The sequence below is a fragment of the Burkholderia lata genome (assembly GCF_902499335.1).
GTDB lineage: Bacteria > Pseudomonadota > Gammaproteobacteria > Burkholderiales > Burkholderiaceae > Burkholderia > Burkholderia lata_B.
Genome location: NZ_CABVQK010000006.1, coordinates 373,563 through 398,430, shown reverse-complemented (window position 1 = coordinate 398,430; position 24,868 = coordinate 373,563). Strand labels below are relative to the sequence as shown.

General features: G+C 68.2%; 18 protein-coding genes. 16 read left to right on the top strand and 2 right to left on the bottom strand.

Annotated features, from left to right (window positions below; genetic code table 11):
* Positions 1-44 precede the first annotated feature (44 nt).
* From BCO18175_RS17495 to BCO18175_RS17465, 7 genes are all read left to right on the top strand, one after another.
* Positions 45-1,088, top strand: coding sequence for an NADP-dependent oxidoreductase (locus BCO18175_RS17495; RefSeq protein ID WP_174982778.1), 1,044 nt, complete (start codon positions 45-47; stop codon positions 1,086-1,088).
* A gap of 99 nt (positions 1,089-1,187) precedes the next feature.
* Complete coding sequence (locus BCO18175_RS17490) at positions 1,188-1,487, top strand: putative quinol monooxygenase (protein ID WP_043183739.1); 300 nt, start codon at positions 1,188-1,190, stop codon at positions 1,485-1,487.
* 135 nt (positions 1,488-1,622) lie between these two features.
* Positions 1,623-2,078, top strand: coding sequence for a (2Fe-2S)-binding protein (locus BCO18175_RS17485; protein WP_011355206.1), 456 nt, complete (start codon positions 1,623-1,625; stop codon positions 2,076-2,078).
* 1 nt (position 2,079) lies between these two features.
* Positions 2,080-4,302 carry a xanthine dehydrogenase family protein molybdopterin-binding subunit gene (locus tag BCO18175_RS17480; RefSeq protein WP_174982776.1) on the top strand — a complete coding sequence of 741 codons (2,223 nt, stop codon included), beginning with the start codon at positions 2,080-2,082 and terminating at the stop codon, positions 4,300-4,302.
* Positions 4,303-4,317: 15 nt separating this feature from the next.
* Entirely contained in the window at positions 4,318-5,613 is a 1,296-nt protein-coding gene (locus BCO18175_RS17475; RefSeq protein ID WP_174982774.1) for a c-type cytochrome, read from the top strand.
* Between the two features lie 152 nt (positions 5,614-5,765).
* Positions 5,766-7,211, top strand: a complete 1,446-nt coding sequence (locus tag BCO18175_RS17470; RefSeq protein ID WP_069748211.1) for an NAD-dependent succinate-semialdehyde dehydrogenase — start codon at positions 5,766-5,768, stop codon at positions 7,209-7,211.
* Between the two features lie 398 nt (positions 7,212-7,609).
* Positions 7,610-9,088, top strand: coding sequence for a sensor domain-containing diguanylate cyclase (locus tag BCO18175_RS17465; protein ID WP_174982772.1), 1,479 nt, complete (start codon positions 7,610-7,612; stop codon positions 9,086-9,088).
* A gap of 54 nt (positions 9,089-9,142) precedes the next feature.
* Here the strand turns inward: BCO18175_RS17465 and tagH are convergent, their stop codons facing one another.
* Both tagH and BCO18175_RS17455 read right to left on the bottom strand, forming a co-directional pair.
* The gene (gene tagH, locus BCO18175_RS17460) at positions 9,143-10,591 is read right to left on the bottom strand and encodes a type VI secretion system-associated FHA domain protein TagH (RefSeq protein ID WP_174982770.1); all 1,449 of its coding nucleotides are present in this window, start codon (positions 10,589-10,591) and stop codon (positions 9,143-9,145) included.
* A gap of 44 nt (positions 10,592-10,635) precedes the next feature.
* Positions 10,636-11,022: a TssQ family T6SS-associated lipoprotein gene (locus BCO18175_RS17455; protein WP_174914100.1), complete on the bottom strand. Its 387-nt coding sequence runs from the start codon at positions 11,020-11,022 to the stop codon at positions 10,636-10,638.
* Positions 11,023-11,651: 629 nt separating this feature from the next.
* On the opposite strand from BCO18175_RS17455, the gene tssJ reads away from it, so the two are divergent.
* The 9 genes from tssJ (at position 11,652) to tssC (ending at position 24,845) form a co-directional block, all read left to right on the top strand.
* Positions 11,652-12,167 (top strand): type VI secretion system lipoprotein TssJ, encoded by a 516-nt coding sequence (gene tssJ / locus BCO18175_RS17450; protein ID WP_174969980.1) that lies wholly within the window; start codon positions 11,652-11,654, stop codon positions 12,165-12,167.
* Complete coding sequence (gene tssK / locus BCO18175_RS17445; RefSeq protein ID WP_174982768.1) at positions 12,164-13,573, top strand: type VI secretion system baseplate subunit TssK; 1,410 nt, start codon at positions 12,164-12,166, stop codon at positions 13,571-13,573. Before tssJ ends, tssK begins: the two co-directional genes overlap by 4 nt.
* 15 nt (positions 13,574-13,588) lie before the next feature.
* Positions 13,589-14,911: a DotU family type VI secretion system protein gene (locus BCO18175_RS17440; protein ID WP_174982767.1), complete on the top strand. Its 1,323-nt coding sequence runs from the start codon at positions 13,589-13,591 to the stop codon at positions 14,909-14,911.
* Between the two features lie 2 nt (positions 14,912-14,913).
* Entirely contained in the window at positions 14,914-18,540 is a 3,627-nt protein-coding gene (gene tssM, locus BCO18175_RS17435; protein WP_174982765.1) for a type VI secretion system membrane subunit TssM, read from the top strand.
* Positions 18,522-19,196 carry a type VI secretion system-associated protein TagF gene (gene tagF, locus BCO18175_RS17430; protein ID WP_174982763.1) on the top strand — a complete coding sequence of 225 codons (675 nt, stop codon included), beginning with the start codon at positions 18,522-18,524 and terminating at the stop codon, positions 19,194-19,196. The genes tssM and tagF overlap by 19 nt, the downstream gene beginning before the upstream one ends.
* 72 nt (positions 19,197-19,268) lie before the next feature.
* Positions 19,269-21,617: a serine/threonine protein kinase gene (locus BCO18175_RS17425; RefSeq protein WP_174982761.1), complete on the top strand. Its 2,349-nt coding sequence runs from the start codon at positions 19,269-19,271 to the stop codon at positions 21,615-21,617.
* A gap of 49 nt (positions 21,618-21,666) precedes the next feature.
* On the top strand, positions 21,667-22,716 hold the full coding sequence (gene tssA / locus BCO18175_RS17420; RefSeq protein WP_174982946.1) for a type VI secretion system protein TssA: 1,050 nt from the start codon (positions 21,667-21,669) through the stop codon (positions 22,714-22,716).
* Between the two features lie 73 nt (positions 22,717-22,789).
* Positions 22,790-23,344: a type VI secretion system contractile sheath small subunit gene (tssB, locus tag BCO18175_RS17415; RefSeq protein ID WP_011355191.1), complete on the top strand. Its 555-nt coding sequence runs from the start codon at positions 22,790-22,792 to the stop codon at positions 23,342-23,344.
* On the top strand, positions 23,337-24,845 hold the full coding sequence (gene tssC, locus BCO18175_RS17410; RefSeq protein ID WP_174982759.1) for a type VI secretion system contractile sheath large subunit: 1,509 nt from the start codon (positions 23,337-23,339) through the stop codon (positions 24,843-24,845). The genes tssB and tssC overlap by 8 nt, the downstream gene beginning before the upstream one ends.
* Positions 24,846-24,868: the final 23 nt, after the last annotated feature.

The following is a 24,868-nucleotide window of genomic DNA, read 5'->3' as shown; positions in this document are numbered from 1 at the left end:
ATCGTGCCCACGAAGCACGTCCATTCCTGTTGACGGAGGCTCACATGCCGCAAAGCAAGACCGCTAATCGCCAGATCATCCTGAATTCGCGCCCGGTCGGCACGCCGACGCCGGGTAACTTCCGCACCGAATCCGCCGAGGTGCCGACGCCCGGCGCCGGCCAGGTGCTGCTGCGCACGGTCTGGTTGTCGCTCGACCCGTACATGCGCGGCCGGATGAGCGACGCACCGTCCTATGCACCGCCGGCCGAACTCGGCCAGCCGATGGTCGGCGGCACCGTCAGCCAGGTCGTCGCGTCGAACCTGCCCGCATTCCGCGAAGGCGATCTCGTCGTTGCCGGCGCCGGCTGGCAGGATTATGCGTTGTCCGACGGACGCGATCTGATTCCGCTCGGCCGCAATTTCGCCCATCCGTCGTACGCGCTCGGCGTGCTCGGCATGCCGGGCTTCACTGCCTATACGGGGCTGCTGAAAATCGGCGAGCCGAAGGCCGGCGAAACCGTGGTGGTCGCGGCGGCGAGCGGTGCGGTCGGCGCGGTGGTCGGCCAGATCGCCAAGCTGAAGGGCTGCCGCGTGGTCGGCGTCGCAGGCGGCGCCGACAAGTGCGCGTACGTGACCGATACGCTCGGTTTCGACGCGTGCGTCGACCACCGCGATCCGGCGTTTGCCGCGAAGCTGAAGGACGCTTGCCCGAACGGCATCGACGTCTATTTCGAGAACGTCGGTGGAGCCGTGTTCGACGCGGTGTGGCCGCTGCTGAACGACCATGCGCGCGTGCCCGTGTGCGGGATCATCTCGCATTACAACGACACCGCGCTGCCGACCGGCCAGGACCGCCTGGCGGCGCTGGTCGGCACGATCCTGCGCAAGCGCATCCGGATGCAGGGTTTCATCATCCTGGATCACTATGCAACCGGCTATGCGGCGTTCATGAAGGAAATGAGCGAATGGGTCGCGCAGGGCAAGGTGAAGACGCTCGAGGACGTCGTCCCCGATCTCGCCGATGCACCGGAAGCGCTGATCGGCTTGCTCGCCGGCAAGAATTTCGGCAAGGTCGTCGTGCGCGTGGGCCCGGACGAACTGGCCTGACACGGTACCGGCTTGCAGCAAGCAATAAACAGCCACCCGCCGGCGTCGCACGACGCAGGCGGGCGGCTTTCCCGATTCCGTTTCGATAGGAGTGACAAGATGGCGCTTCACGTGATTGCTTCCCTGTTTGTGAAACCCGAACATGCGGAGGCTGCCGAAGCCGAACTCCGCAGCATGGTCGCAAAGACGCGTACCGAACCGGGCAACCGGCGCTACGACCTGTTCCGCGAGCAGGACGGCTCGCCGAACCTGCACCTGTACGAGATTTACGACGACCAGGCCGCCTTCGACGCGCACCTCGCGAGCCCGTATTTCGGTGAATTCCGCACGAAATCGGCCGACTGGTTCACCGCGCCGCCGGTCATCAAGGTGCTGTCGGGCATCGACGTCGCCGAGTAAGCACGCAGCACCACCGTCGCGGCCCGCTCCCACCCGGGCCGCACGGCACCCGCCGCACAGTGCGCGGCGGCGATGACGACACCACGCGGCGCACCATTCGCGCCGCCTCCACAATACACCGGCCCCGGAGGCTGAATGATCACCCTCAACATCAACGGCGAAACCCGCTCGGTCGACGCCCCAGACGACATGCCCTTGCTCTGGGTGCTGCGCGACGTCGTCGGCCTCACCGGCACGAAGTTCGGCTGCGGGATCGCGCAATGCGGCGCGTGCACCGTGCATCTCGACGGTGTCGCCGCGCGTTCGTGCGTGCTGCCGGTCGCGGCGGTCGCGGGCCGCAAGATCACGACGATTGAAGCCGTCGGCGCGACACCGGCCGGCCACAAGGTCCAGCAGGCGTGGCGCGAGCTCGACGTCGTCCAGTGCGGCTACTGCCAGTCGGGGCAGGTGATGGCCGCCACCGCGCTGATCGCGTCGAACCCGAACCCGAGCGACGCCGACATCGACGCGGCGATGGCCGGCAACATCTGCCGCTGCGGCACGTACAACCGCATTCGCGCGGCCGTGAAGCAAGCCGCGAAGGAGGTGTGACATGTCGCGAGGACTGATCGAAGCCGGCCGGGCCGGCACAGGCGTGTCGCGCCGTTCGTTCCTCAAGCTCGGCATGTCGCTGGGCGCGGCGGCGGGCGGCGGATTGCTGCTCGGCTTCAGCCTGCCGGCCACGGGCGCAGATGCGCGCCGTTCGGTGATCGGCGGCGACGGCGATGAAACCGCGCGCTCAGGCGTGTTCGCGCCGAACGCGTTCGTGCAGATCGACCGCGCCGGCAAGGTCACGCTGGTGATGCCGAAGGTCGAGATGGGGCAAGGCGTCTATACGGCGCTGCCGATGCTGATCGCGGAAGAGCTCGAAGTGCCGCTGTCGAGCGTGACGCTCGACCATGCGCCGCCGAACGAGAAGCTGTTCCTCGATCCGCTGCTCGGCGGCCAGCTTACCGGCGGCTCGACGTCGGTGCGCTATGCGTGGGAACCGCTGCGCCGTGCTGGCGCGACCGCACGTACGCTGCTGGTCGCGGCGGCCGCCAAACAATGGAATGTCGATCCGGCATCCTGCCGCGCCGCGAACGGCGAAGTGCAGCATCCGCCGAGCGGCCGGCGCGCGTCGTACGGTCAGCTCGCCGACGCCGCCGCAAAGCTGCCGGTGCCGAAGGACGTCGCGCTGAAGAAGCCGGCGGATTTCAAGCTGATCGGCACGCCCGCGAAGCGGCTCGATTCGCCGGAAAAAGTCGACGGCACCGCCCAGTTCGGGCTCGACGTGCGCCTGCCCGGCATGCTGTACGCCGTGATCGTGAACAGCCCGGTGTTCGGCGGCACGGTCGCGAGCGTCGACGAGTCGGCCGCGAAGAAGATCCCCGGCGTGCGCCAGGTCGTGCGCGTCGACAACGCGGTGGCGGTGGTCGGCGATCACACGTGGGCCGCGAAGCGCGGCGCGTCGGCGCTGGTCGTGAAGTGGAATGAAGGCGCGGACGCGAAGGTGTCGATGAAGGACATCGTCGCGGATCTCGCGCAGGCCGCGGCGAACGGCAAGGGCGCGGTCGCGCGCAAGGATGGCGACGTCGGCAAGGCGTTCGCGAATGCGAAGACGCGCATCGACGCCGTCTACGAACAGCCGTTCCTCGCGCACGCGACGATGGAACCGGTGAACTGCACGGTGCACGTGCGCGGCGACGGCTGCGAGATCTGGGTCGGCACGCAGGTGCCGACGCGGGCGCGTGATACCGTGCAGCAGCTCACGGGCCTCGCGCCCGAGAAGATCGTCGTGCACAACCACCTGCTCGGCGGCGGCTTCGGCCGGCGGCTCGAGACGGACATGATCGGCCAGGCCGTGAAGGTCGGCAAGCAGGTCAATGCGCCGGTGAAGGTCGTCTGGACGCGCGAGGAAGACATCCAGCACGACATGTACCGCCCGTACTACTACGACCGGATCTCGGCCGGGCTCGACGCGAACGGCAAGCCGATCGCGTGGCAGCACCGGATCGTCGGCTCGTCGATCATGGCGCGCTTCGCGCCGCCGGCGTTCCAGCACGGCGTCGATCCCGATGCGGTCGAGGTCGCCGCCGAGCTGCCGTATGACCTGCCGAACCAGCTGGTTGACTACGTGCGCCAGGAGCCGCGCCACATCCCGACCGCGTTCTGGCGCGGCGTCGGCCCGACGCGCGGCACGTTCGTGGTCGAGAGCTTCATTGACGAACTGGCCGCGCAGACCAAGACCGACCCTGTGCAATACCGCCGCGCGCTGCTCGGCAAGGCACCGCGCGCGCTCAACGTGCTCGACGTCGCGACGAAGGCGGCCGGCTGGGGCGGCCCGGCGCTGCCGACGGGGCAAGGGCGCGGGGTCTCGGTGATGCACGCGTTCGGCAGCTTCTTCTCGATCGTCGTCGATGTCGCGGTGGATAACGGCGAGGTACAGGTGAAGCGCGTCGTATGCGCGGTCGACTGCGGCATGGTCGTGAACCCGAACACGATCGAGGCGCAGGTGCAGGGCGGCATCATCTTCGGGATCACGGGCGCGCTATATGGCGAGATCACGATCGAGGAGGGCCGCGTCGTGCAGAGCAACTTCACCGACTACCGGATGCTGCGGATCAACGAGACGCCGCCGATCGAGGTCCATCTCGTGAAAAGCGGCGAAGCGCCGGGCGGGATCGGCGAGCCCGGTACGGCCGCGACGGCCGCGGCGCTGTCGAACGCGATCTTCGCGGCGACCGGCAAGCGGCTGCGCAAGCTGCCGGTCGGTGACCAGCTGAAGACGGCTTGAGGGGAGGCGACGATCATGCAAAACCTCACCCTGAAGATGCTCGGCACGTCGTTGCTCGCCGTGTCTGCGCTGCTGGCCAGCACGGCCGCGCATGCTGAGACGGCACCGGCCGACAGCGCGCTCGTCGCGCGCGGCGCGTATCTCGCGAAAGCGGGCGACTGCGTCGCGTGCCACACCGCGCCGCGCGGCACGCCGTTCGCCGGCGGCCTGAAAATGGTCACGCCGATGGGCGCGATCTACACGACCAACATCACGCCCGATCCGGAGACGGGCATCGGCGGCTACACGGAAGCCGAATTCGCCGGCGCGCTGCGCAAGGGCGTCGCGAAGGACGGTCACAACCTGTATCCGGCGATGCCGTATCCGTCGTACGCGAAGCTGAAGGACGACGACGTGAAGGCGCTGTACGCATACTTCATGCACGGCGTCGAACCGGTGAAGCAGGCGAACCGGCCGTCCGACATCCCGTGGCCGCTCAACATGCGCTGGCCGCTCGCGTTGTGGAACATGGTGTTCCTCGATACGACGCCTTATGCCGACAAGCCGGCCAAGGACGTGGTGTGGAATCGCGGTGCGTATCTCGTACAGGGGCTCGGGCACTGCGGGTCGTGCCACACGCCGCGCGGCGTCGGCTTCCAGGAGAAGGCGCTGGACGAAGGCGGCGCGGCGTTCCTGTCGGGCGCGCCGATCGACAACTGGTTCGCGTCGAACCTGACCGGCGAGCCCAACACGGGGCTCGGGCGCTGGAACGAGGCCGAGGTCGCGCAGTTCCTGAAGACCGGCGCGAACCGCCATGCGACCGCGTTCGGCTCGATGGTCAGCGTGATCAACCACAGCACGCAGGCGCTCTCCGACGACGATCTGGCGGCGATTTCCCGCTACCTGAAATCGCTGCCGGCGGCGGGCGGCACGGGCGCGCCGCCGTACAGCTATGATCCGAAGGCGACGCAGGTCGTGCTGGGCCGGCCGGCAGCCGATCCGGGCGCGAAGGTGTATAACGCTTACTGCCTGCATTGCCACGGCGCGGACGGGCGCGGCTACGCGCCGCTGCTTGCGCCGCTCGCCGGCAATCCGAACGTGCTCGAAGCCGATGCCGCGTCGCTGATCAACGTGACGCTGAACGGCAGCGAGACGCTCGTGATCGATGGCGTGCCGTCCGCGTATCCGATGCCGGCGTTCTCGAACCAGTTGAACGACCGGCAGATCGCCGACGTGCTGACGTTCATGCGCGCCGGCTGGAACAACGGCGCGCCGGCCGTGCAGGCGGCGGACGTCGCGAAACTCCGCAAGGCGACGGCGGCCGCGCGCTGAGCGCGGCCCCATGCGGAACGATGGCGGGCCGGCGTGCCCGCTGTCGATGCCGCCGGGTGCGTGCCTGCACCGGCGGCCTGGCTTTTTCTGTCAACCGGCGCGCGGCCGTTTGCGGCAGCGCGCGTTTTTCGACGCAATGTAGGGGTGTCTGGATGGCTAACGTGACTTATACGGATACGCAACTGCTGATCGACGGCGAGTGGGTCGACGCCGCGAGCGGCAAGACGATCGACGTCGTGAACCCGGCGACCGGCAAGCCGATCGGCAAGGTGGCCCACGCGGGCATCGCCGATCTCGACCGTGCGCTCGCCGCCGCGCAACGCGGCTTCGAAGCATGGCGCAAGGTGCCCGCGCACGAGCGCGCGGCGACGATGCGCAAGGCCGCCGCGCTGGTGCGCGAACGCGCCGACGCGATCGCGCAGCTGATGACGCAGGAGCAGGGCAAGCCGCTCACCGAAGCGCGCGTCGAAGTGCTGTCGGCGGCGGACATCATCGAATGGTTCGCGGACGAAGGCCGCCGCGTGTACGGCCGGATCGTGCCGCCGCGCAACCTCGCCGCGCAGCAGACGGTCGTGAAAGAGCCGGTCGGCCCGGTCGCCGCCTTCACGCCGTGGAATTTCCCGGTCAACCAGGTCGTGCGCAAGCTGAGCGCCGCACTGGCAACCGGCTGCTCGTTCCTCGTGAAGGCACCGGAAGAAACCCCGGCATCGCCGGCAGCGCTGCTGCGCGCCTTCGTCGACGCGGGCGTGCCGGCCGGCGTGATCGGCCTCGTGTATGGCGATCCGGCGGAAATCTCGTCGTACCTGATCCCGCACCCGGTGATCCGCAAGGTCACGTTCACGGGTTCGACGCCGGTCGGCAAGCAGCTCGCCGCGATGGCCGGCCTGCACATGAAGCGCGCGACGATGGAACTGGGCGGGCACGCGCCGGTGATCGTGGCCGAGGACGCCGACGTCGCGCTCGCGGTGAAGGCCGCCGGCGGCGCGAAGTTCCGCAATGCGGGGCAGGTCTGCATTTCGCCGACGCGCTTTCTCGTGCACAACAGCATCCGCGACGAATTCACGCGTGCGCTGGTCAAGCATGCCGAAGGGCTGAAGGTCGGCAATGGCCTCGAGGAAGGCACGACGCTCGGCGCGCTCGCGAACCCGCGCCGGCTGACCGCGATGGCGTCGGTCGTCGACAACGCGCGCAAGGTCGGCGCGAGCATCGAAACCGGCGGCGAGCGGATCGGCTCGGAGGGCAACTTCTTCGCGCCGACCGTGATCGCGAACGTGCCGCTCGAAGCGGACGTGTTCAACAACGAGCCGTTCGGCCCGGTCGCGGCGATCCGCGGTTTCGACAAGCTCGAAGACGCGATCGCGGAAGCGAACCGTCTGCCGTTCGGTCTCGCCGGCTACGCGTTCACGCGTTCGTTCGCGAACGTGCACCTGCTCACGCAGCGCCTCGAAGTCGGGATGCTGTGGATCAACCAGCCGGCAACGCCGTGGCCGGAAATGCCGTTCGGCGGCGTGAAGGACTCGGGCTACGGGTCGGAAGGCGGGCCGGAAGCGCTCGAGCCGTACCTCGTCACGAAGTCGGTGACGGTGATGGCCGTCTGACGGTCGTCGATCGATCGCGCGCGGCGCCATGGGCGTCGCGCGCGATCGGCGTGGGCCGGGCGGCACGCCCGGTCTCCCGCCAGTTTTCCTGCCAGCCGGGCATTCGAACGGCTACCGGCCGACCATTTCAATTCGCGCATCACTACGGTTGAATTGTTTCAATTCCGTCATCGGCACGGACATCCGCCACACCATGCTCCTCGGTGAATGAGCGTCGGCACCCTGTGCCGGCTCGACCGGAACACGACCCGCTCGACACCGCTCTACTCACGTCGTCAGCAACCTGACAAGTACGGACTGCACCTCGTACCCTGATGCCGCACTTTTTGGTATAGGTTTATTCAGAACAAACCATAACAACCGGTGCGTCAGCGTCGGCCCAACCTGAGAGGAAACGGATGCATTCGCGGTCGGCAGCGCCGTACTACGTTGTGCTGGCGGGGACCTTGATAGCGTGCGCGCTGATGGGCCTCTGCGTGTTGCAGCTGTTTCAGAGCCGTCACGATGCGCTCGATCGCGCGCGCGACACGTCGCGGAATCTGGCGCTCGTCGCCGAGCGCGACATCGAACGCAATATCGAGCTTTACGGCTTGTCACTGGAGGCGGTGATTCAGGGCCTCCAGCGGCCGGACGTCATGGCGGCCACACCGGCCTTGCGGCGCAGCGTCCTGTTCGATCACGCGATGACGGCGCAATTTCTCGGCTCGATGCTCGTGCTGGATTCGGCCGGCAACATCATCCTGGATTCGGCGAACGACATGCCGCGACAGGGCAATTTCGGCGACCGCAAGTACTTTACGGTTCACCGGGACAATCCGAATGCCGGACTCTACATCAGCGATCCATTTGCCTCCCGCCTGCGCGGCGGCTCGCTCAGCGTCGCGCTGACGCGCCGCGTGTCGAATCCGGACGGCTCGTTTGGCGGCATTGCGCTGATCGCGGTCAATCTCGAGTATTTCCACACGCTGTTCGCCGGCCTCGCGCTCGGCTCGCACGGCGCAATTTCGCTGGTCGGCACGGACGGCATCATGTTCATGCGCCAGCCTTACGACGTGCGCACCATCGGTCGCGATATCAGCAAGGCGGCGACATTCCGCCACTTCCTGACGGCGCCGGAAGGCTCGTTCATCGAGACCTCGACGATCGACGGCGTGCGCCGCCTGTACTACTTCAAGACGCTGCCGCACCTGCCGCTGATCATCATGGTTGCCGAGGCGGAGCAGGACATCTACGCGGCATGGCGGCGCCGGGCAATCACGATCGGCGCGCTGGTGGTGGCCTTCGGCGCGGCATTCATCGTGCTGTCCTTCTTGCTGGGCACGCAACTGCGGCGCAGGATGCGCGCCGAATCCGAGCTGGTCATGCTCGCGCGCACCGACGGCCTCACCGGGCTCAACAATCGCCGCTCGTTCGGGGAAGTGCTGGACCTCGAATGGCGCCGCGCACGCCGTGCCCGTTCGGTGTTTTCGCTGCTGTTCGTCGATGTCGACCGCTTCAAGGCCTACAACGACACGTATGGTCACCAGGCCGGCGACGATGCGCTGGCCGCGGTTGCACGGTGCATCGGCGACAACATCCGGCGCCCCGCGGACACCGCGGCCCGTTATGGCGGCGAGGAATTCGTCGTGATCCTGCCCGATACGCCGGCGACGGGCGCGACCGAGATCGCCGAACGGATTCGCGCGGCCATCGACGGGCTGGCGATCGAGCATGCGGAAAGCGAATTCGGGCGCGTTACCGCGAGCATCGGCGTGGCAAGCTGGGCGCCCGAACAGGAAGGGGAGGTCGAGTCGGTGATCAAGGCGGCCGACGAGGCGTTGTACCACGCGAAGGAAACCGGTCGAAACAAGGTCGCCTCGCGTGATGCGGACACCTGACGCCACCGCCGGCACGCATCGCCCGCTGCCGGTGGCGGGCGTGCCGTTCGGCACTCAATGCCGGCCGCTGCCGCGATAGCTTTCCACTTCCGCGTCGTACGCCGCCAGAAACGCCTTGCCGAAAACCGACGCGAAATCGTCCTCGATCGCGAACACCGTGTCGCGATGGGTCGCCGCGTAGCGATCCCACATCCTCGCCTTGTACAGCGCGGGCACGCGCTTCTCGTACCAGCGAATCGCGTCGTCCCGCTCGCGCAGCCGTTGCGGCGAAAAGCGCGTCAGCAGGTCCATCAACGCGGCGCGCATGCCGGCGACCATCCCGATCTGGTGTGCATGCAGATCCTGGAACGCGTCGCTGACCGCGCTCTGCGGCGACATGAAGCCCGGCAGCGGCAGCCCGAACATCTGCCGCAGCACGGCGCCGCCGTCCGGCAGCAGCTTCAGCGGGTTGTTCTCGCGATCGAGCAGCATCGTCATGTGCGCCTTCACCTCGCGCTTCAGGATGCTGCGCGACGACAGCAGTTCGACCGTGCCGTTCGCGAACAGCGCCAGCAACTGGCCCGCGATGTACAGCTGTTCGGCCGACCACTGATGCGATTCGGCGGCCGTATCGAGCCCCGCGCCTTCGAAGAACGCGCTCAGCAGTTCATCGGGCGTCGGCGCGCGCGCCGCATGCGGCGCCGGTTCGTCGGCAGGCTGCGGATCGGCGGCGCGCGCGGCGGCTGGCCGTACACGCACGTGTTGCGTCCACTCGGGCGCATGGTCGGCCTGTGTCGCGGACGACGCTTCGCGATTCGCGTTGCCGGGATCGACTTGCTGCGCCGTGCGCGATGTGCCGGGGTCGCCCGACGACTGCATGAACAGGTCGAGCGGATCGGTCGACAGCTGGTGCAGGTCGCGTTGCGAAGCGGCGGGCGGTACCGCCTGCGCCGCGCGGTTCGCCGACTGCGCGGCATCCGCCCGTGCAGGGCCGCCTGGCCGTGCACCGGCGTCCGCCGCCTTGCCGCGCGGGGCGAGACGATCCTGCAGGAGCGCCCACAGCCGATTGCCGGCGCCTTTCGTATCGACACGCGAAGACGATGCTTGCGCGGGCGTAGCTGAAGCATGCGCCTGCGCGTGCGTATCGACGTGCCCACCGGTACCGGTCGCCATGTCGATGACCGGTGCACCGTCGCCGTCGCTGCCATCGTCACGTTCTGCGCGCAGCACGTACGGTCCGATGCGGATGATGTCGCCGGTGTTGAGCGGGCGCTCCTGCGCATAGCCGACCGGCTCTCGGTTCACCTCGATCGTCGACACGCTGCTCAGGTTCTTCAGCAGGCATTCGTCGTCGCCGACCTGCAGCAGCGCCTGCAGCCGTGAGATCTGCCGCGTGTCGTCGCGCAACACGAGATGGTTGTCGCTGGCCCGGCCGATGGTGCCGCCGGGCGGATGAAACACGACGGCGTCGTAGGAGTCGTTTCCGACCGGCTCGCCGGCATGTTCGATCACGATCAGTTGCATGTCATACGTCGCTCGGTGAAGCGCTCGCGTGGAAGCCGGTTCGTTCAGGATGACGACGCATGCCTGCGGCGCGCGAATTCGAACGCGGGCCCCCAGATCGGATGCCCCTTCTCGGCAGGGGACAAGTCGAAGCGCGGGTTGAGGTCGAGAATCTTCGAGAACTCGGCGCGGCACGGCGTGATGCGGTTCGTCACGCAATAGCTGAACGCGAGGAGCTTGTGCGCGGCGACCTGCGTGTCGGTGTCGGCGCCGTCGATCTCCTTCGCATGGCTCAGCAGCGCGATCGTGCGCCCGTAGTCGCCGCTGTCGTACGCGACGCGCGCGCTGTCGACGGTCGTGCGTGCAGCCGACTGTATCGGGGACGTACTGCACCCGCCGGCCCCCAGCAACCATGCGCCGAGGAAAAGAACGAGCGATGAACGACCTTTCATTATTGAAATTAAAAATTGGCGTAATTGGAAGGTGGCACACAAGCGCTGTTGGATTCTAGTGCGAATCATCGGCACCGAACCGGCTGTTACGTTTTGTTTCATTTAGCCGATCTTTTACCACCCGAATACATAATCGACTACGAATTTCAGTGCTTGTTAATCCGGTAAAACGGCCTATAGTTCGCTGTGTTTTTCGGATTCGTCAGTTGTTTGGTCTGCGCACGTCAATGCACGAAAACCGGACCGTCCGTTCGTGCGAAACGAATAGCGTGGCACACCACCAGCGTCGCGAGCGCCCCTTGCCCGGCGGCCGGCCGGCTTGCGCCCCGCGCCCATCCGACAGGTGTCCATGTCATAGAACCGGGCCGCCCAGGCGCACCGGTCGGATTAAATTTTGCCATTAATTTACAAACACCAATTCAATTGGCCGCCATTTACAAAAATCGACTTTCAAATACCCTGAATGATGCGACCCGGCTTTTTGCAAGAATAATTTGCCGACACGGATTTCAATGGATGGATATGCAGGCTACACAATTACCGATCTTTTAATTGTCCCTTTTTAAATCAGATCATCCGGTTTCGAAATCGAAAACCGGCGCGTGGCTATTGGGTGGCGAGGGTGGAATATGCAATGGCGGTCGAGCAGTTTCATCGTATGGGGATGCGTGATGCTGTTGCCGGGATGCGGTGCGACCGAGCACGCCGCGGCGGTGCCGTATGCGATCACGGTTGACGTTGCCCCCGACGTCAACCCTGACATGAACCGCAAGCCTTCGCCGATCGTGCTGAAGGTGTTCCAGCTCCGCGCGGCATCGTCGTTCGACAGCGCGGATTTCTTCTCGCTGCAGGACAAGCCGGAGAACGTGCTCGGCGCGGACCTGCTCGGCACCGATCGCGTGATCCTGCGGCCGGGCGAGTCGCGCACGCTGCACTATCGCGGCAACGTCGAGGCCGGCGCGATCGGCGTGGTCGCCGAATACCGGATGCTCGAAAAGAACCGCTGGCGGCTGACGGTGCCGCTGCCGCGCGCGAAGCAGCTCAATCTCTACAAGTTCTGGCAGACATCGCCGGGCGAACTGAAGCTGTCGATCGCCGTCCGCAATGGCGGCGTCGCGCTGAACGATGCGAAGGGGCGCCCATGACCGAACCGACGATGTCCGCGACGCCGGTCGCGGCGCTCCGCCAGCGGGTGGTGTGGACCGAGGGGATGTTCCTGCGGCCGCAGCATTTCCAGCAGCTCGAACGGCACTGGGAGCGCTACGTCGCGCTGCGCTGCTTGCCGCTGCAAGGCTTCTACTGGGGCTTCGACACGCTGGAACTCGATCGCGAGCAACTGGCGCTCGGCAAGGTCGCGCTGCGCACCGCGTCGGGCGTGATGCGCGACGGCACGCCGTTCGACCTGGCCCATCCGGACGATCTCCCCGAGCCGCTCGACGTGCCGGCCGATGCGAAGGACCAGCTCGTCGTGCTCGCGCTGCCGCTGTGGCGCGGCGGCGGCGAGGAGGTGTCGTTCGGTGCGGGTGTCGGCGCAGGTGGCGGCCATGCCTCGAACGGCGCGAACGGCAGTGCCGATGTAGCGCGCTACGTCGTGCGTGAATACGAAGTGGCCGACGCGAACGCGGTCGCGCTCGGCCCCGCGCTGCTCCAGACGGGGCGCCTGAACGTGCGGCTGATGCTCGAAGCCGAGCTGACCGGCGACTGGCACGCACTCGGCGTTGCGCGCATCGTCGAGCGGCGCACCGATGCGCGGCTGCTCGTCGACGACGGCTACATTCCGCCCCGCCTCGTCGCGCAGCACGACGCCGTGCTGCTGGCCTATGCGCGCGAGCTGCACGGGCTGCTCACGCAACGCAGCGAAGCGCTCGCGGAACGGCTGTCGGAGCCCGGGCGCGGCGGCGTGTCGGAAGTCGCGGATTTCCTGCTGCTGCAGCTCGTGAACCGCTATCTCGCGCTGACCTGGCATGCGCAGCAGCACGTGTCGACGCATCCGGAGGCGCTGTTCTGCGACTGGCTGAAGCTCGCGTGCGACCTGAGCACGTTCACGGCGGCCGGCCGGCGCCCGCAGTCGCTCGCGGTCTATGTGCACGACGACCTGCGCACGAGCTTCGTGGAGCTGATGACCGAGCTGCGCCGGTCGCTGTCGACTGTGCTCGAACAAAACGCGATCCAGATCGAGCTGCGCGATGCGGGCAATGGCATCCGCGTCGCGACGCTGGCCGACCCGGCGCTGCGCGACACGGCCGGCTTCGTGCTCGCGGTGCGTGCAGACTTGCCGGCCGACAGCCTGCGCACGCGTTTTCCGGCGCAGGCGAAGCTCGGGCCGGTCGAACGGATCCGCGATCTCGTGCAACTGCAGCTGCCGGGCATCACGATGCGCCAGTTGCCGGTCGCGCCGCGACAGATCCCGTATCACGCGGGCCATACGTACTTCGAGATCGACAAGGGCAGCGACCTGTGGAAGCAGCTGGCGCGCTCCGGCGGTCTCGCTTTCCATTTCGCCGGCGAATTCCCTGGGCTCTCGATGGAGTTCTGGGCGATACGTGGGTAAGGGCGGGGCGACGCGATGAATTCCTCCTCCGATTCGATCTCCCCTGGCGCAGGCGGATTCGTGCCGCCGAATCCGGGCGGCATGCATCCGGCCGCGGCGGGTGCGGCCGGCCCGACCGCGACGCAGCCGCGCCCCGGGCGCTGGGCCGCGAGCGGCACGAACCCGCTCGTCGCGGCGGCGAATCCGTTGCTGAACCTGGTGCCGCAGATCCGTTCGACCGTTCATCACCCGAATCCGGCGTGGCTGCGCGAGCATCTGGTGGTCGAGATCCGGCAGTTCGAGGCACGCGCGCAGGAGGCCGGCGTGCCGTCGGAAGCGATCATCGGCGCGCGCTACTGCCTGTGCACGGCGCTCGACGAGGCGGCCGCACTGACGCCGTGGGGCGGCAGCGTGTGGTCGTCGCACAGCCTGCTCGTGTCGTTCCACAACGAGACCTGGGGCGGCGAGAAATTCTTCCATCTGCTCGAACGGCTGTCGCAGCAGCCGCGCCAGCATCTCGACCTGCTCGAGCTGCTGTATTTCTGTCTCGCGCTCGGCTTCGAGGGCCGCTATCGCGTGCTCGACAACGGCCACGCGCAGCTCGACGCGCTACGCCACCAGCTCGCGCTGACGATCCGCTCGGTGCGCGGCGAGTTCGAACCGGCGCTGTCGCCGCACTGGCGCGACGTCGTCACGCGCGACGTTGCGCGCCGTTTCGTCGTGCCGTTGTGGGTGTGCGTGGCGCTCGCGCTGCTGATCGGCTTCGGCGTGTTCGTCGGGCTGCGCATCGCGCTCGCCGGGCATTCGGATCGGCTGTTCGCGTCGATCGACGCGCTGCACGTGCCGAAGCTGCAGCCCGCGCAGGCGCCGCCGCGCCCGGCGCCGGCGCCGCGCATCGCGAAGTTCCTGGAGCCGGAGATAGCGGCCGGCCTCGTGTCGGTGCGCGACGACGCCGATCGCAGCGTGATCGTGCTGCGCGGCGACGGGTTGTTCAAGTCCGGTTCGACGTCGGTGATCGACCGCTACGTGCCGGTGCTCGCGCGCGTGGCCGATGCGCTGAACAAGGTGCCCGGCAATGTACGCGTGACCGGCTATACCGACGATACGCCCGTGCATACGGCGCGCTTCGCGTCGAACTGGGACCTGTCGCGCGAACGCGCGGAAGCCGTGCGCGGCATGATCGCCGCGCGACTCGACCGTCCGGAGCGGCTCGCCGCGGAAGGGCGCGGCACGCTCGACCCGGTCGCGCCGAACGATTCGCCGGCGAACCGCGCGCTGAATCGGCGCGTCGAGATCACGCTGCTGCCGGCGCCCGGCGGTGCCGCCGCCGGCGCGAGCGCGACGCAGGGGGCCAACTGACCATGAACCAGGCAGTCGCGCGTTTCGTCCGGCCGTTGCCGTCGCGGGAGATCTGGACCTTCGCCGGTCTCGTCGTGCTCGCGTGCTTCGTGTGGCTCGCGGGCCCGCTGTTCGCGTTCGCCGAGGTCCGGCCACTCGAAAGCGGCTGGGCGCGCGGGCTCACGATCGCGGTGCTGTTCATCGCGTGGGGCGCGCGCGTCGCATGGCGCAGCTGGCGCGCCGGCCGCCTCAACGCGCAGTTGCTGAACCAGTTGCGCGAGGCCGCGCCGGGGCCGGCCACCGCCGACGATCCGGCCAAAGCGCAGCTCGACGAGTTGCGCAGCCGCTTCGACGAAGCCGCGACGCTGCTGAAGAAAGTCCGCTTCGGGCAGGCCGACACCGTGCGCAAGGGCTTGCCGCGCTGGTTCGACCGGGTGTCGCGCCAGTATCTGTACCAGCTGCCGTGGTACGTGTTCATCGGCGCGCCGGGCTCGGGCAAGACCACTGCGCTCGTGAATTCCGGGCTCAGCTTTCCGCTCGCCGAGCAGTTCGGCCGCGCGGCGATTCGCGGCGTGGGCGGCACGCGGCATTGCGACTGGTGGTTCACGAACGACGCGGTGCTGATCGACACGGCCGGCCGCTATACGACACACGAGGGCAACCGCGCGCTCGACGAGGCAGAGTGGAAGGGCTTCGTCGACCTGCTGAAGAAATACCGCACGCGCCAGCCGCTGAACGGCGCGATGCTGACGATCAGTGTGGCCGACCTGCTCGGTGCGTCGGAGGCCGAGCGCACGCAGCACGCGATGGTGCTGCGCAAGCGGCTGCTCGAACTGCGCACGCAGCTCGGCATTCGCTTTCCCGTGTACCTGCTCGTGACGAAGGCCGACCTGCTCGCGGGATTCGCCGAGTATTTCAGCAGCTACGGCCGCACGGAATGCGCGCAGGTGTGGGGTTTCACGTTTCCGCTCGCGCAAAGCGAGGCGCCGGGCTTCGACCTGCGCGCGGCCTTCGACCGCGAATACCGGCTGCTGCACCAGCGGCTGAACGACGGGCTGCCCGAACTGCTCGCCGCGCAGACCGATGCGCGCCAGCGCGAGATGACGTACCTGCTGCCACAGCAGATCGCCGACCTTCAGGACATGCTCGGCCAGTTCGTCGCCGAGGTGTTTTCCGTGTCGAGCTACGAGCCGATGCCGATGCTGCGCGGCGTCTACCTGACGAGCGGCACGCAGGAGGGCACCGCATTCGATCGCGTGATGAGCGGCATCAAGCGCTTCCTGAAGATCGAGGGCGTGCCGCCGGTCGCGCAGGTCGGCTCGACCGGGCGCAGCTTCTTCCTGAAGTCGCTGCTGCAGGAACACATCTTCCGCGAAGCCGCGCTTGCCGGCAGCGACCTGCGCTGGCACCAGAAGCGGCGCGTGCTGCAGATTGCCGGCTACGTGCTGCTCGCGCTGGTGTGCGTGGCCATGCTGGTCGCGTGGCTGCGCAGCTATTCGAACAATCGCGCGTATCTCGACCAGATCGCCACGCGCGTGCCGGCCGTCGATGCGCAGATCGCCGGGGCGAAATTCTCCGAGGCGGCCGACGTCGCCCGCCTGCTGCCCGTGCTCGACGCGCTCGGCAACCTCGCGAATGCGGGCGGCGTCGACCTGCAGCATCCGCCGCTCGCGTATCGGTGGGGGCTGTTCCAGGGCGAGAAGATCGATGAAGCCGTCGACGCCGTGTACCGGCGCGCGCTCGAAGACGTGCTGCTGCCGATCGCCGCGAGCCGCATGGAAGCCGCGCTGCGCGACGCGCGGCCCGACGAGACCGAATACGCGTATGCGGCGCTGAAGGCATACCTGATGCTGTACGACAGCGCGCACTACGATCCCGCGTTCGTGCAGGCCGTCGTCGACCTCGAAATGGAACGCGCGCTGCCGCCCGATTTCTCGCCGGCCGAACGCACCGCGCTGCGTGCGCATCTCGCCGCGCTGTTCGGCAACCGTGTCGCGGTGTCGCCGTATCCGATGAACGAGCGGCTCGTGGCCGACGTGCGCGACCGGCTGCGGCAGGTACCGTTCTCGCAGCGGCTGTACCGCCAGCTCACGCTCACGCTGCGGCCGGCAACCTCCGCGTTCGACTTCAGCGTTGCACGGGCGGTCGGCCCAGATGCCTCGCTGGTGTTCCGCCGCCAGAGCGGCAAGCCGCTGTCGGAAGGCGTGCCGGGGCTCTATACGCGCAACGGTTATCGCAACGTGTTCGCGCCACACCTGGCCGGCGAGGTCGAAGCCTACGGTCGCGAGGAAGTGTGGGTGCTGAACCTCGGGCTGTCCGAGATTCCCGGGCCGAACGACGCGGCCGCATGGGCACGCGATATCCGTCAGTTGTACCTGAACGACTACCTGAAGATCTGGGACGACTATCTCGCCGACATCAAGCTGCAGCGCACCGCAACGCTCGCGCAGAGCATCCAGGTGGCGCGCGCGTTGTCGTCCGCCGATTCGCCGCTCACGCGGCTGATGGTCGCGCTCGCACGCGACACGGCGCTCGGCGATGCGCCGGGCGGGGCGCGCAATCTCGCCGCGCGCGCGCAGGACAAGGTCGACGAGGCGCGCAGCTCGCTGTCGCAGATCTTCGCGGGCCAGGGAAGCAATTCGAGTGCGTCCGCGGCGGCGCCCGCGAGCGCCGAGCAGATCGTCGACAGCCACTTCGCCGGGCTGCGCGCGTTCGCGCCGGGCAGCGGCGACCAGGCGCAGGCGTTCAACGAAGTGTTGAAGTCGATCGACGCGCTGTACACGTACCTGACGGCCACCGACGACGCGTTGAGGAGCGGTGCGCAACCGCCGCCGTCCGACGCGCCCGCCAGGCTGCGCGCCCAGGCCGGCCGCCTGCCGACACCGTTCCGCGAAGTGCTCGACGATCTGTCGAACGTCGCGAACGGCAGCGTCGCGACCGTCGAGCAGCGCAGCGTCGCGACGCGGGCCGGCGCGAACGTCGGCGACTTCTGCCGGCAGGCGATCGCGGGCCGCTATCCGTTCGCGCGTGGCTCGTCGCGTGACGTAGCTCCGGCGGATTTCGCACAGATGTTCGCGCCCGGCGGCCTGATGGACGACTTCTTCCAGAAGAACCTGCAGTCGATCGTCGATACGACGTCGCACCCGTGGCGCTTCGCGAACCGCAACGCGGACGCCGATCCGTCGGCCGCCGCGATGCTTGCGTCGTTCGAGAAGGCGGCGGTGATCCGCGACGTCTATTTCGGCGGCGGTGCGCGCACCGCGCAGCTGAAGGTACAGATCCAGCCGCTCGAAATGGACCCGTCGATCACGGAGATGGTGCTCGACGTCGACGGGCAGATCGTCCGCTATGCGCACGGCCCGCTCGTGCAGAGCGCGGTGGACTGGCCGGGCCCGCGCGGCAGCAACCAGGTGCGGCTGCAGGTGTCCGGGCAGGCCGGTGCGACCGACGGTTTCTCGACCGACGGGCCGTGGGCGCTGCACCGGCTGTTCGACCGCGCGGGGGTATCCGCCGGGCGCGGTTCCGACCAGATGATTGCGCGCTTCACGGTCGACGGCAAACCGATCGTGCTGCAAGTGAATGCGGGCAGTGTCCGCAACCCGTTCAGGCTGCCCCAGATGGAGTCCTTTACATGCCCTCCGAAGCCATGAGTCCGACACCGCCGTTCACGCGTACCGACGGCGATACGCCGGCCTGGTACGGGAAGATTCCCGGCGCCGGCGACTTCGTGAACAGCCGGTTGCCGCATGCGCTCGCGCTGTGGTGGGAGCGCTGGCTCCAGCAGGGGATGGCCGCGATGCGCCAGCGCGGCGCGGACGAGATCGAGCGCCACTACACGGTCGCGCCGGTCTGGAATTTCCTGATTCCGGCGGGCGCCGGTGCGTCGTGCATTCAGCCGGGCTGCCTCGCGCCGAGCTGTGACCGCGTGGGGCGCTACTACCCGGTGATCGTCACGCTGCCGATGCGCGCGGCCGACTACTGGAACGGGTTGCCCGATGCGGCCGACGCGTTCTACTGGCAGGTCGGCCAGGCGCTGCTCGACGCGATCCGCCATGCGCGCGCGCCGGGCGATCTCGAGCAGATGCTGGAGTGCGTGCGGCTCGCACCGGGCGACGACACGTACGCGGACATCGTCGACGGCATGCCGGCGCCGGCCGCGTGGCCGGGGCTGTCCGGATACTTCGATCCGCATGGCGGCACCAGCTTCTGGTGGACCAACCGCGCGGACGGCTCGCCGCTGCGCACGCATGCGCATACGGGCACGCCCGACAACGCGCTGTTCCTGACGTTGTTCGGCGGCGGCTAGCGGCCCGGCCGAAGGTGGGCGGGCCGCCGGGCGCGGCGGGCGGAAAGGACGCGGTTTCGAGAGGTGGTGGAGATGAAGGGCGCTGAATCGAGAGACAACGAGCACGACACGGCGACACGCGGCGACGCATCCGAATTCACGGTGCGGCCGCTGCCGCTCGGCCATCGCCTGGGCGAACTGCAGCTCGACGAGGTGCTGGGCATCGGCGGCTTCGGGATCGTCTATCGCGCATTCGACCGCACGCTGCGGCGCGCGGTCGCGATCAAGGAGTACATGCCGTCGATGCTGGCCACGCGCGGCGGCGACTATACGGTGTCGCTGCGCTCCGAGCGGTTCGCACAGGCGTTCGACGCCGGGCGCGGCGCGTTCCTCAACGAGGCTCGCCTGCTCGCGCAATTCGACCATCCGGGCCTCGTCAAGGTCCTGCATTTCTGGGAAAGCCACGGCACCGCGTACATGGTGATGCCGTTCTACGAAGGGCGCACGCTCAAGCAGTTGCTCGACGGCGGGATGCGGATCAGCGAGACGCAGTTGCGCAACATCGTCGGCGCGCTGCTCGGTGCGCTCGACACGCTGCATCGCGCGCAGTGCTTCCATCGCGACGTCGCGCTCGACAACGTGCTGATCCGCCCGAACGGCAGCGCGATCCTGCTCGACTTCGGCGCGGCGCGCAAACGGATCGGCGATCTGGTCGACGACGGCGCGATGATGATCAAGCCCGGCTACGCGCCGATCGAGCAGTACACCGACGATCCCGCATTCAGCCAGGGGCCGTGGACCGATCTCTATGCGCTCGGCGCGGTGATGCACGCGATGATCACCGGCGAACTGCCGCCGGCTGCCGTCGTGCGCAGCATCAAGGACACATACCGGCCGCTTGCGTCGCGCGAACTGCCGGCCGGCGAGGTGTACAGCCCGGCGTTTCTCGCAGCGGTCGATCATGCGCTGCAGTTGCGGATTCCGGATCGGCCGGAATCGGTCGCGGCGTTTGCGACGGAGCTCGGGTTGCGGGACTTCGGGACGGGTGGCGGGTATGGCGCGGCGGTCGTGCCGCCGGTGAGTGAGGCGGGCAGGAGCGGGGAAGGGAAAGGTGAGGTTTCTGCCGGGGCCGGTACTGCATCCGCTGCTGCCGCGACTTCGATCGGCACTGGCGGGACCGCTTCGGGCAACGTTGCGCCGGATGGGCGGCCGTCGACGTCCGCCGGTGCGGATCATGTGTCTGCGTCCACGAACACGGCATCCGCATCGTCTGGCGTTTCCGGCGCAAAGCCGCAGGCCGATGATGCGCGTTCGACGTCCAAAGCGGTCGCGCAAGGTGCCGCGATCGCGGCTGCGGGTACGCTCGCAGCGTCCGAATCGCATGCGACTGAGAACCCTGCTGACAAACCCGTTGATTCCGGCGCACCGCAAGGAAACGTCGAACGCGCGAAAGAATCGCCCGCTGCAAGAGCTGACGCACAGGGCGAAGCCGGTACGCGATCCACAAGCACCGACACGGACATCGGTGCGCGTGGTGCAGCAGGTTCCGGGAATGCGAACGCGTCGGCCGCTGCCGGCGCCGCCGGTGCGACCGCACCGCATCCCGCCGCATCAGCCTCGTCATCAGGCGGCGCTTCGGTGCCCACCGGCACCCAACGCGGCCAGGCTCCCGCTGGATCGCGCAACCGCCACCTGCCGGTCTACGTCGGCAGCGCGCTCGTCGCGCTGATCGCCGTGGGGCTAGCCGCGACCTATCTGTCACGTCCCGCCCGCGTCGCTGACGAGCCCACGCCGGTCGCGAACCCGCCGCAGGCCGGTACGCCACCGCCCGCGAGCACGCCGGCCGCCACGCTGGCCCAGCAGGGGCCGACACCGACGGTCGTGCCGCCGTCCAGCCTGCCGGCCGGATCGTCCGCACTGGTTCCGCCGCCACCCGTCGCCGCCGAGCCGGCCGCCTCGCCGGCCGTTGAAGCCGCCACGCCTGCGCCGCAGGTCGCGACCACCGTGACGAACCCGGCGCCAGCGCCGGCCGGTTCCAGCTCGACCATCGCGCCCGCCGGCAGCCTCGACGCGTCGGAGCGCATCGTCAACGTGCCGCGGTCGGAAGCGGCCGCCGCACCGACGGCCAGGCCCACCCCAGTGCCGAAACCACCGCCGGAAACCGACGCGGTCATCGCCGCCGTGAACGTGCTGCCCGCCGAACAGCAACCGCGTTCGCCGAAGGCGCAGGAAACCGTGCAGGTGCGTTTCAACGTGCGGCCATGGGGCGACGTGTACGTGAACGGCGCGCGGCGCGGCGCGAGCCCGCCGCTGCGCTCCGTATCGCTGACGCCGGGCGTCTACGTGATCGAGATCCGCAACGGCTCGCTGCCGTCGTTGCACCGCACCGTGGCGATCGACTTCGGCAGCAAACCGGTCAACATCGACTATGCATTCGAATGACGTCAGCCAGGCGGCGCTGGCCGCCGCATTGTCCACGGTGCCGCCCGGCATGCCGGCGACGCCGCGCGCGGACCTGATCGGCCAGCTGCTCGCGGATGTCGCGCCCGATGCGCCGTGCGGCGCGAACCTCGAGTACGACGCCGAGTTCCTGCAGTTGCAGGAGCGCGCGACGCCGCGCGCCGAGCAGCAGTACGGCGACACCGTGATCCCGGCCGAAGCGCCCGACTGGCGCGCGGTCGAGCGGCTCGCGCTGGCGCTGTCCGCGCGAACGAAGGACCTGCGCGTCATTGCCTGTCTTGCGCGAAGCTGGACCGAGCAACACGGCATTCCCGGCTATGCGGATGCGCTCACGCTCGTCGCGAACCTGCTCGAGCGCCGCTGGGACGACCTGCATCCGCGGCTCGACGCGGACGGCGAACACGACCCGACGCCGCGGATGAACGCGCTCGCCGAGGTAGCCGGCGCGCACGACTGCGCACGCGCGGCACGCCGCCAGCCGCTGTTCGACGGCGGGCCGAGCGTGCGCGACGCCGAACGGCTGCTCGACGGCCGCGACGACACCGGCAGCCCCGTGGCCGGCAGCCGCGAAAGCCTGCTGGCCGCGCTGTCGGCCACGCGCGGCGACGGCACGACGCCGCTCGACGCGGCGCGTGCGGCACTGCACGCGCTGGATGCGATCCGCGTGTGCGTGACGGACAGGCTGGGCCGCGAATGGGCGCCCGACGAAGGCGATGCGGAGAAGGCGCTGCAGCGGATCGTGCGCGACGTGCCGCTGACCGAGCCGCAACCGGTCTCACCCGACGTGCAGCAGGCCGCGCCCGGCGACGTGTCGCAGGCCAGACCCTCAGCAACCACAGCGGCAGCGATGCCGAACGCCCACGCGTGGCGCGATGCCGAGATCACGAGCCGCGACGACGTGCGCATCGGCCTCGACAAGATGTGCCGCTATTTCGAGCAGCACGAGCCGAGCCATCCCGCGCCGTTGCTGCTGCGGCGCGCCCAGCGGCTGCTCACGCTCGACTTCTACGAAATCATCCGCGATCTCGCGCCGGAGAGCCTGCCGAAGCTGGACCTGCTGAGCGGCGAGCGAAGCGAATGAAACGAACGAAAGGCGCCGCCATGCGGGCGGCGGCGACGGACTGCGCAACCTGATCGATGTGAAGGAGTGGACGATGACGGACAGAACCAAGGCGGCGGGCAGCGGACAGAAGTTCATCGCGCGCAATCGGGCCCCGCGCGTGCAGATCGAGTACGACGTCGAGACCTACGGCGCCGAACGCAAGGTGCAATTGCCGTTCGTGATGGGCGTGATTTCGGACCTGGCGGGCAAGCGTGCCGAGCCGCTTCCCGACCTGCCGGAGCGCAAGTTTCTCGAGATCGACGTCGACAACTTCGACGAGCGGATGAAATCGGTCGCGCCGCGCGTCGCGTTCCAGGTGCCGAACACGCTAACGGGCGAGGGGATGCTCAACGTCGACATGACGTTCGAGCAGATCGACGATTTCTCGCCGGCCGCGATCGCGCGCAACGTCGACGCGCTGCGCCGGCTGCTGGAAGCGCGCACCGAGCTGTCGAACCTGCTGTCGTACATGGACGGCAAGCACGGCGCCGAGCAACTGATCGAGCGCGCGATCAACGATCCCGACCTGCTGAAGACCCTCGTGCGCAACCCGCACGAGCCCGCGCAGGGCGGCGACGCGACCCAACCGGAGGCCCGCGATGAATGATCCCGTCCAATCCCGCGTCGACGCGCGCGAGGCCGCGCAACCTGCGTTTGCGCACGACGAATTCGCCGCGCTGCTGCAGAAGGAGTTCAAGCCGAAGACGGCCGAGGCGCGCGAATCGGTCGAGCGCGCGGTGCGCACGCTCGCGCAGCAGGCGCTCGAACATACGGTCGGCATGACGACCGATGCGTACGGCAGCGTGAAGCAGATCATCGCGGAGATCGACCGCAAGCTGTCCGAGCAGATCAACCAGATCCTCCATCACAACGAGTTCCAGACGCTCGAAGGCGCGTGGCGCGGGCTGCATTACCTCGTCACGCACACCGAGACCGACGAGCTGCTGAAGATCAAGGCGCTGCCGGCGTCGCGCAACGAGGTCGCGCGGATGCTGAAGCGCTACAAGGGCGTCGCGTGGGACCAGAGCCCGCTGTTCCGCAAGATCTACGAAGAGGAATACGGACAGTTCGGCGGCGAGCCGTTCGGCTGCCTGGTCGGCGACTTCCATTTCAACCACAGCCCGCCCGACGTCGAGATGCTCGGCGAGCTGTCGAAGATTGCGGCGGCCGCGCACGCGCCGTTCATTGCCGGCGCGTCGCCGGAGCTGATGCAGATGGATTCGTGGCAGGAACTGTCGAACCCGCGCGACCTGACGAAGATCTTCCAGAACACCGAATACGCGGCGTGGCGCAGCCTGCGGCAGTCGGAGGATTCGCGCTACGTCGGCCTCGCGATGCCGCGCTTTCTCGCGCGGCTGCCGTACGGCGCACGCACCAACCCGGTCGACGAATTCGACTTCGAGGAAGACACCGACGCCGCGAACCACGACCGCTACACGTGGGCGAACTCGGCATACGCGATGGCCGCGAACATCAACCGCTCGTTCAAGCAGTTCGGCTGGTGTTCGTCGATCCGCGGCGTCGAATCGGGCGGGGCGGTCGAAGGGCTGCCGAGCCACACGTTCCCGACCGACGACGGCGGCGTCGACCAGAAATGCCCGACCGAGATCGCGATCAGCGACCGCCGCGAGGCCGAGCTCGCGAAGAACGGCTTCATGCCGTTCGTGCACCGGAAGAACTCGGATTTCGCGGCGTTCATCGGCGCGCAGTCGCTGTACCAGCCGGCCGAGTACCACGATCCCGACGCGACCGCGAACGCACGGCTGTCCGGCCGCCTGCCGTACCTGTTCGCGTGCTGCCGCTTCGCGCATTACCTGAAGTGCATCGTGCGCGACAAGATCGGCTCGTTCCGCGAACGCGACGACATGGAGCGCTGGCTGAACGACTGGATCATGAACTACGTCGACGGCGACCCCATCAATTCGTCGCAGGAAACCAAGGCGCGCAAGCCGCTCGCGGCGGCGCAGGTGGTCGTCGACGAGGTCGAGGACAACCCCGGCTATTACACGTCGAAATTCTTCCTGCGGCCGCACTACCAGCTCGAAGGGCTCACGGTGTCGCTGCGGCTCATCTCGCGGCTGCCGACCGCGAAGGCGGCCAACGAGTGAGCGGCGGAGCAGGCAACGATCGG

Coding starts and splice junctions, on each gene's coding strand:
- BCO18175_RS17455 (WP_174914100.1), bottom strand. CDS start 11,022: ATGAAAGGTCGTTCATCGCTCGTTCTTTTCCTCGGCGCATGGTTGCTG.
- tssM (WP_174982765.1), top strand. CDS start 14,914: ATGAACCAGGCAGTCGCGCGTTTCGTCCGGCCGTTGCCGTCGCGGGAG.
- tagH (WP_174982770.1), bottom strand. CDS start 10,591: ATGCAACTGATCGTGATCGAACATGCCGGCGAGCCGGTCGGAAACGAC.
- tssB (WP_011355191.1), top strand. CDS start 22,790: ATGACGGACAGAACCAAGGCGGCGGGCAGCGGACAGAAGTTCATCGCG.
- BCO18175_RS17440 (WP_174982767.1), top strand. CDS start 13,589: ATGAATTCCTCCTCCGATTCGATCTCCCCTGGCGCAGGCGGATTCGTG.
- BCO18175_RS17465 (WP_174982772.1), top strand. CDS start 7,610: ATGCATTCGCGGTCGGCAGCGCCGTACTACGTTGTGCTGGCGGGGACC.
- tssK (WP_174982768.1), top strand. CDS start 12,164: ATGACCGAACCGACGATGTCCGCGACGCCGGTCGCGGCGCTCCGCCAG.
- tagF (WP_174982763.1), top strand. CDS start 18,522: ATGCCCTCCGAAGCCATGAGTCCGACACCGCCGTTCACGCGTACCGAC.
- tssA (WP_174982946.1), top strand. CDS start 21,667: ATGCCGGCGACGCCGCGCGCGGACCTGATCGGCCAGCTGCTCGCGGAT.
- BCO18175_RS17485 (WP_011355206.1), top strand. CDS start 1,623: ATGATCACCCTCAACATCAACGGCGAAACCCGCTCGGTCGACGCCCCA.
- BCO18175_RS17470 (WP_069748211.1), top strand. CDS start 5,766: ATGGCTAACGTGACTTATACGGATACGCAACTGCTGATCGACGGCGAG.
- BCO18175_RS17475 (WP_174982774.1), top strand. CDS start 4,318: ATGCAAAACCTCACCCTGAAGATGCTCGGCACGTCGTTGCTCGCCGTG.
- tssC (WP_174982759.1), top strand. CDS start 23,337: ATGAATGATCCCGTCCAATCCCGCGTCGACGCGCGCGAGGCCGCGCAA.
- tssJ (WP_174969980.1), top strand. CDS start 11,652: ATGCAATGGCGGTCGAGCAGTTTCATCGTATGGGGATGCGTGATGCTG.
- BCO18175_RS17425 (WP_174982761.1), top strand. CDS start 19,269: ATGAAGGGCGCTGAATCGAGAGACAACGAGCACGACACGGCGACACGC.
- BCO18175_RS17495 (WP_174982778.1), top strand. CDS start 45: ATGCCGCAAAGCAAGACCGCTAATCGCCAGATCATCCTGAATTCGCGC.
- BCO18175_RS17480 (WP_174982776.1), top strand. CDS start 2,080: ATGTCGCGAGGACTGATCGAAGCCGGCCGGGCCGGCACAGGCGTGTCG.
- BCO18175_RS17490 (WP_043183739.1), top strand. CDS start 1,188: ATGGCGCTTCACGTGATTGCTTCCCTGTTTGTGAAACCCGAACATGCG.